This window comes from Gammaproteobacteria bacterium (assembly GCA_016712635.1).
In the GTDB taxonomy this organism is placed as follows: domain Bacteria; phylum Pseudomonadota; class Gammaproteobacteria; order SZUA-140; family SZUA-140; genus JADJWH01.
In genome coordinates, this window is record JADJQS010000002.1 from 687,941 (window position 1) to 695,322 (window position 7,382).

Here is a 7,382-nt window from a genome sequence, read left to right on the forward strand (position 1 = left end):
CCTCACTCCTCACCCCTCACTCCTCACTCCTCACCCGATTTTCTTGCGGTTCAGCTCCTCGACGTCGACGAGGTCTGTGAAGCACTCGTCGGCGCCGGCGGCGCGGTAGGCCTGGCACTGGGCGCCGCTCGCCGCGGGCGAGACGATCACCACCACGGGGATGCGCTCCCCCTCATGTTCGCGGCTGCGCAGGCGGCGGATCGCCTCGGCGTCGAGCAGCTCGCGCGCCTCGTTGTCCACCAGGATCAGGTCATAGCGGCTGCGCGCGGCTGCTTCCAGCGCCTGGGCGGAGTCGAGCGCGAGGCTGGCGCGGTAGCCGATGCGCTCGATGCGCGCCAGAAGCTGCTTCTGCCGCTCGTCCGTCACCGCGACGATGAGCGCGTGGCCGTGCTGCGGCTGGCGCAAGGCCGCCAGGCTGTGGCGGGTGACGAAGCTGTCGTGGTCGCCGCGCTCGATGCCGGCGACGGCGGCGATGCACTCGCGCAGCTCCGCGCGGTCGAACGGCGCGGTCAGATAGCCCTGCACGCCGGCGTGGCGCACTTCCTCGCTGTCGCCGCGGTATCCGGTGGTCGCGACCATGATCATGTGCAGCCCGGAGATGCGCGCATCCTCGCGCACCGTGTGCGCGAAGCGCAGGCCGTTCATGCCGCGCATCATCATGTCGAAGATCACCACATCGTAGGGCTGCCTGCGCTCGGCGGCCGTGATGAGCTCGTGCAGCGCGCGCACGCCGTCGTCGATGCCGCTCGCATGCATGCCGAACTCGCTCACCATGCCCTGCATGGAGGCGAGCGCGTCCGCGTCCGCATTGACGATCAGCACGCGGAGGGATTCCGCGCTGCGGCTGGCCGGATGGGCCGACAGCTTGCCCTCGCGCTGTTTCGTGAAACGGCAGGTAAACCAGAACTGGCTGCCGCGGCCGACCTCGCTCTCGACCCCGATGGAGCCGTCCATCATCTCGGTGAGCCGCTTGGAGATCACCAGGCCGAGGCCGGAGCTGCCGTAGCGCGGCGTGAGCGGCGCCTCGGTGCGGGTAAAGATCTCGAAGATGCGCTTCTGCGTGGCGGGAGCGATGCCGGGACCGGTGTCGCTTACCGTGAAGCGCAGCACAACCCCCTCCGCCGTGTCCTTCGTCGCCACGATGCGCAGGACCACCTCGCCCTTCTCGGTGAATTTCACCGCGTTGTCGACCAGGTTGGTGAGCAGCTGGCGCAGCCGCGTCGGATCACCGCGCAGCGCGGTGGGCGTCGAATGGGGCATGACGTAGACCAGATTCACACCCTTGCGCGCGGCCTGCTCCCGGTACAACTGATAAACGATGTCCACCGTCTGCCACAGGTCGAACTCGATGGATTCGAGGTAGAGCTTGCCGGCCTCGATCTTGGAGAAATCGAGCATGTCGTTGATGATGGTGATGAGGGAAACGCCCGCGGCACGAATGTCGGTGACGCGCTCGCGCTGCACCGGCGAAATCTCCGTATCGAGCAGCTGGTTGAGGGTCCGCAGCATGCTGTTGACCGGGACGCGGATCTCGTGGCTGACGTTGGCGATGAACTCGAACTTGCTGCGCGAGGACTCCAGCGCCGCGTCCTTTGCCCGGCGCAACTCGGATTCCACTTCCTTGCGCTCGGTGATGTCCTGCATCATGCCGCGCAGCTCGACGATATTTCCGGCCTCGTTGCGGCAGGGCTCGCCGCGGGCGAGCACCCAGCAATGGCTGCCGTCTTCGCGCACCAGCTCCAGGTCCATCTCGTAGGGAACGCCCTCGGTGACGCATTTGTCGACGGCGGAGGACAGGCGGGACCAGCTCTCCGGGGTGAAATACCGCGGAACCTCCTGGAAATTCGCCGCCGGCCGGGCCGGATCGCGCCCGAAGATCCGGAACATCTCCTCCGACCAGACCGGGACGTCCGCGTGGAAGTCCCAGCTCCAGTTGCCGATGCGCGACATGCGCTGCGCCTCTTTCAGCGCCGATTCGCTGTCGCGGAGGGACTTCTCGGCCCGTTTGCGCCCGGTGATGTCGCGGGCCGTGGCGATGAAGAGGTAGCGCCCCTCGATCTCCATTTCGCTGATCTCGATCTCGAGCGGAAACTGCGCGCCGTCCTTGCGCAGGCCCTGGATCTCGCGCGCCACGCCGAGGATCGTGCGGTCGCCGCCGCGGATGAACTGCTGGATCTGGCGCTCATGCTCGGCCAGCCAGGTCTGCGGCAACAGCAGCCCGAGGCTCTGGCCGACCGCCTCGCCGGCACTGTAGCCGAAGATGCGCGCCGCCGCCGGATTGAAGCTCTCGATCTGGCCGTTCTCGTCGAAGGTGATGATGGCGTCCATCGCGTGCTGCAGCACGGCGTGCACGCGGCGTTCGCTCGCGTGCAGTTCCTGCGCCTTCGTCCGCGCGCCGGTCAGCGCGGCCTGCTTCTCGGAATAGAGCGAGACCAGCTTGCGCGACATGGTGTTGAACGCGCCCGCCGTCTGCGCGAGCTCGTCGCCGCCCAGCACCGGGACCTGATATCCGATGTCGCCGGAGGCGATGCGGCGGGTGGCGTCGCGCAGGCTGGTGAGCTGGCGCCGGAAATAGTTGCCGAGCAGTACCGAGAACACGATGGATATGCAGAGCCCGAACATGGCGATGGTGGCCATCTCGCGCCGCGCGGCGTCCATGATGCTGTTGATCGTCTGGATCGACAGGCCGAGCTGCACGCTGCCCACCATCCCGCCACCGCGCACGATCTCGGCGGTGACGTCATAGATGCCGTCGTCGACGTCATCAAACAGGAAATCCTCCACGAAGGGACGCGCCAGCGCCCCAGTGTCGCCGCCCTCGGCAACCAGGTCGCCGGCGAGGTTGACCACGCGCACGTAGACCGTACCGGGCAGGGCCAGGATTTCGTTGATGTGGACGAGCAGGCCGTCGCGGTCGCCGCCGAGGAGCTTGTCCTCCAGCGTGGAGGCGAGGATCTCGGCGATGGAAGAGGCACGGTTGGACAGCTCGATCTCGTTCGAGCCGCGCAGGAAGTTGAGGCTGCTCCAGACCAGTATGACCAGCAACAGCAGCTGGATCACGACCAGACCCAGGATGATCTTGAGACGGAATGACATCGCGGCTACGACCCTCTATCCCCGCACGCCGGCGCGGTTCACCAGGCTCCCGGCGACCGCGCTCTCGTCAAGCGAATATGTGTACCGGCGGGTTCTATATATAGACTTGCTGCCCGCAGGACAGGGACCGAGGACGCCGAAAGTGAAGACTGCCGTGGGTTCGGATGGCCTGCCTGCAACAATAAGTCTCTGTTTCTGCTCCACTCCGTGAATGCGATACTCTAGTGCGCCCCCGGCAGGAAAGCAACCGGCCCCGGGGCGCCCCGCGCTCGCGGCATTTACCCATTGAATTAGCGGAAATTCTCCTGCTGTCCACGCCCCGGAGCGCCCCGCTCCGGGGCCCGGCGGCGGCGGTCAGGACCGGGAAGGCGGCGAGTGGCGCTCGGTCAGCGCGCGCTGATGCTCGATGAGCCGGCGGACCTTGCTCGCATCCACCTGCGCGATGCCCGAGAACTGGAAGCCGATCCTGTAGTACTCGCTGTCGGTCTCGGCGCGCGTCCACAGGCTGCGGCAGCGCAGGAAGAAGGTCTTGACGCTGCCATCGTCCTGGATGACCTCCACCGCGAGCTTGACGTGGTTTCCGACCGGTATCGTCACCGTGCTCAGAACACACATGCCGCTCTCGCTCAGGTCCTCGACCCGCCCGAGGAAGGTGGCCTGGTCCTCGTCGTAGATGGCAAGGAACTGGTCGATCTTCCAGCGCGGCTGGATCCGTTGCTCGTTCTTCTTCTTTCTTCCCAGCATGCTCCGACCCGGTGAAACGGTGAGGACGTCGGTGTTGTATCGGCCGGGTTGGGCATGGCTTGACCGGCGCTGCGGCGTGGAAACGGCTGATTTTCACGGGGAATCCCCGCCGCCTCCGGGCCGGGAAACGGCGGGGGCGTAACACTTATGCCGTATTGCCCCGGCGGGGAAAAAGCGGCCAAATCACTGGCATCCGTCCCGTTCCGGGCGGAAAGCACCACCACGGAGACAGCGCCATTGACGGAACGATCTTTTCCACTTGGGGTGAGCTGAAGCTGTCCTAGCCCATGGCCCCGCTCCGGCGGGGCATCTTTTTTTACCTGACGCGATTCATCATCCAACGGCCGGACGGAATGAACCGGTCCGGATTTTCACTTCGCCGCCGTTTTCCCCTATGCTTGCGCGATGGCAGTGCGGAAGAAACCGAAAAAGGCCGCCGCGCGCGCGCCGTACCGCTGGGCGCGCCTGCCCAAGGACAGGCTGCTGGACCTGCGCATCTGCGACCTCGGCCTGCGCATCGAAGGATCGCCGCTGGAGCCGCGCATCCGGCAGCTCTACCGCGAGCTCGAGCAGCGCGGCTTCGTCTTCCGGCCGCACTTCTGGCTGTCGGACGAGTGGTACTGCCCGGACGGCGTGCCCGGCGCCGCCATCCCGTTCTACCTCGCCCATCCGCGGCTGCGCCGCCTGGAACATGAGGCCCTCATGGAGGTGGAGGGCGGCACGCCCGACTGGTGCATGCGCCTGCTGCGCCACGAGACCGCGCACGCCCTGCTGAACGCCTACCGGCTGGACGAGCGGCGCGACTGGAGGGGCCACTTCGGCCGCCCCAACGCGGCCTATCCCGACACCTACCTGCCCAAGCCCTACAGCAAGCGCTTCGTGCACAACCTGCCCAACTGGTATGCGCAGGCACATGCCCACGAGGACTGGGCGGAGACCTTCGCGGTCTGGCTGCGGCCGAAATCGGACTGGCGGCGGCGCTACCGCTACTGGCCGGCACTGAAGAAGCTCGAGTACGTCGACGCGCTGATGCGCGAGATCCGCGCCCAGCGCCCGCGCCGCAGCAACCGCCGCGAGGACCGCCCGACGGACCGGATACGCATGACCCTGCGCGGGCACTACGCCGCCAAGGTCGCCCGCTACGGCTCGGACGGCCCGGAGTTTTCCGACCGCGACCTGCTGAAGATGTTCTCCGCCGATCCGGCGCACGCCGGCAATGAAAAGGCCTCGCGCTACATACGCCGCGCGCGGCGCGATATCATCGACATCGTCGAGCGCTGGACGGCGGAGTACAAATACCGCATCAGCGAGGTGCTGAGGGGCATGGAGCGGCGCTGCGACGAACTCGGCCTGCGCGTCGCGCGCGCGGAGCAGGAGATGAAGCCCGAGATGGCGGCGCTGCTCACCTCGGTCGTACTGCAGAAATTCTACAGCGGCGGGTTCCGCATCTATCTATGAGCAATAAAAAACTGCGGGTCATGATGCTGACGCACTTCGACCTGGTGCCGCCGGACGACCTCGCGGACCGGGACGACCCGCGCATGCCCAAGTACCAGACCGAACACGACGTCCGCCAGGCGCTGCTCGCCCTCGGGCACGAGGCGCGCATCGTCGGCGTCGGCGACGACCTGACGCCGGTGAGGAACGCCATCGACGAGTGGAAGCCGCACATCGCGTTCAACCTGCTGGAGGAGTTCGCGGGCAATGTCGCGCTGGACTACTACATCGTCAGCTACCTGGAGATGCTCAAGCTGCCCTACACCGGCTGCAACCCGCGCGGGCTGCTGCTGTCGCGCGACAAGGCGCTGTCCAAGAAGCTGCTGAGCCACCACCGCGTCCCGGTGCCTTTATTCCGCACCTTCCGCTGGGGACGGACCGTTTCGGCGCGCGGGGCGCGCGACCTGCCCTATCCGATGCTGGTGAAGGCGCAGTTGCAGCAGGGTTCGTTCGGCATCTCCCAGGCCTCGGTGGTCAACGACGCCGACGAGCTCATCCACCGCGTCGTGCAGGTGCAGGAGATGAGCGGCGGAGACGTCATCGCTGAACAGTTCATCGAAGGACGCGAGCTCTACGCCACGGTGATCGGCAACAACCGGCTGCAGGTGCTGCCGCTGCGCGAGCTGGTGTTCGGCGACCAGGACGAAGGCGGCCCGCGCATCGCCACCTACAAGGTGAAGTGGGACGAGAAATACCGCGAGCGCCACGGCATCGACTACCAGTTCGTGCGCACCCTGCCTGCCGGCATGACCGAGGCGATCCCCAAGCTGTGCCGGCGCATCTACCGCACCCTCGACCTCAGCGGCTACGCGCGCATCGACCTGCGCCTGAACAAGGACGGCAAGGTCTACGTGCTCGACGTCAACGCCAACGCCGCGCTGTCCAGCAACGAAGAGATGGCCCTGTCCGCCGAAAAGGCTGGCATGAGCTACCCGCAGTTCATCCAGCGGTTACTCAATCTGGGGCTGAATGCGTTCAGAAATCAGTAGCCACCGGTCAATACGGACCGGTGATGTCGCCAATGTGGCAAGCTATCTGCGACTCGGACGCAGGACCAACGGATTAGTTAATAAAAGGAAGCTGCGCCCAGCCCATCTCTCTTCCCGTTTCAGGCGACCCCAATAAAACGACGGAGACCGCGCGCCCCTTTTATGGTCACTACGGAAAATAGACAGAAACCCTACCCCAACCGTATATCCGCCCACATCCACATCCGTATCAAAATCATCCTCTTCCAAGGAGAGTGATTCAAAGACAAGTGACGCGTTAACGGATATATAATCATTAATGAAATTGCTAATTATCCCGCCCACCGCCCAACCATTTCCATCAATGGTCACTTCATCGCCAAAGATTGAATCATCTTCTATCGATGCGATTAGTAATGCCCCAATGCGCTTCAGGCTGGCGTCCTTATTCAAGCTGATATTGTAGGCCGCAACAGGTCCTATCTCGTTGCTGGTCACTTCAATCGAGTCGCCCCCGAAGAAAACTTCGGTAGTATCGTAATTCCATGTAATACCCAGGCCGAAATTATCGGACACATAATACAGCGCCAGGATATCGAGAGAGGTAGTATCCTGATCGAGATCCTCAAACCCCTGTATCTCGATGGTCGATGAAGTCATTGATGCTGCAATGAACCCAGGAGCTCTACAGGTTTCCTTCCTTCAGTCCATGGGCGTAGTTGATCGCAGTTATCCCCAGCAAGCCCGTTGAGACGATTAAAGTAACGATCTTTTTTATGGCCTCCCTCTTCATATTTTATGATCATTTGCATGCTATAGAGAATTATGGCTTCGAAGGCATCATAGAGCCGAGGCCCCAACGGAGGGTCATAACCCGGAACGGTGAGCAACCGGGCTGAACGATATACAAGGTTCGGCCGGATATTAAATGGGGCGGGATGACGTCGGTCGTCGAAAGCCGTTCGTAGTACAGATTATTGCCTTTGATGTACAGGCTATGTTTAGATTGAATGCAGTTCATCAGCAGAGCCAGGATGCTCAGATTAATATCAGGACGAGCCTGAGGCTTGCCGTCGA

At 63.9% G+C, this 7,382-nt stretch carries 5 protein-coding genes; 2 read left to right on the forward strand and 3 right to left on the reverse strand.

Features of this window, described 5'->3' with window-relative positions; all coding sequences use genetic code 11:
• Positions 1-30 precede the first annotated feature (30 nt).
• Both IPK65_06520 and IPK65_06525 read right to left on the reverse strand, forming a co-directional pair.
• The gene (locus tag IPK65_06520) at positions 31-3,096 is read right to left on the reverse strand and encodes a PAS domain S-box protein (protein MBK8162798.1); all 3,066 of its coding nucleotides are present in this window, start codon (positions 3,094-3,096) and stop codon (positions 31-33) included.
• Positions 3,097-3,450: 354 nt separating this feature from the next.
• On the reverse strand, positions 3,451-3,840 hold the full coding sequence (locus IPK65_06525) for a PilZ domain-containing protein (protein ID MBK8162799.1): 390 nt from the start codon (positions 3,838-3,840) through the stop codon (positions 3,451-3,453).
• A gap of 405 nt (positions 3,841-4,245) precedes the next feature.
• Between IPK65_06525 and IPK65_06530 the strand changes: the two genes are divergently transcribed.
• Together IPK65_06530 and IPK65_06535 are read left to right on the forward strand one after the other, a co-directional pair.
• Positions 4,246-5,298, forward strand: coding sequence for a hypothetical protein (locus IPK65_06530; protein ID MBK8162800.1), 1,053 nt, complete (start codon positions 4,246-4,248; stop codon positions 5,296-5,298).
• Positions 5,295-6,326 carry an ATP-grasp domain-containing protein gene (locus tag IPK65_06535; GenBank protein ID MBK8162801.1) on the forward strand — a complete coding sequence of 344 codons (1,032 nt, stop codon included), beginning with the start codon at positions 5,295-5,297 and terminating at the stop codon, positions 6,324-6,326. Before IPK65_06530 ends, IPK65_06535 begins: the two co-directional genes overlap by 4 nt.
• Positions 6,327-6,368: 42 nt before the next feature.
• On the opposite strand, the gene IPK65_06540 is transcribed toward IPK65_06535, so the two are convergent.
• The gene (locus tag IPK65_06540) at positions 6,369-6,965 is read right to left on the reverse strand and encodes a hypothetical protein (GenBank protein MBK8162802.1); all 597 of its coding nucleotides are present in this window, start codon (positions 6,963-6,965) and stop codon (positions 6,369-6,371) included.
• Between the last annotated feature and the right edge of the window lie 417 nt (positions 6,966-7,382).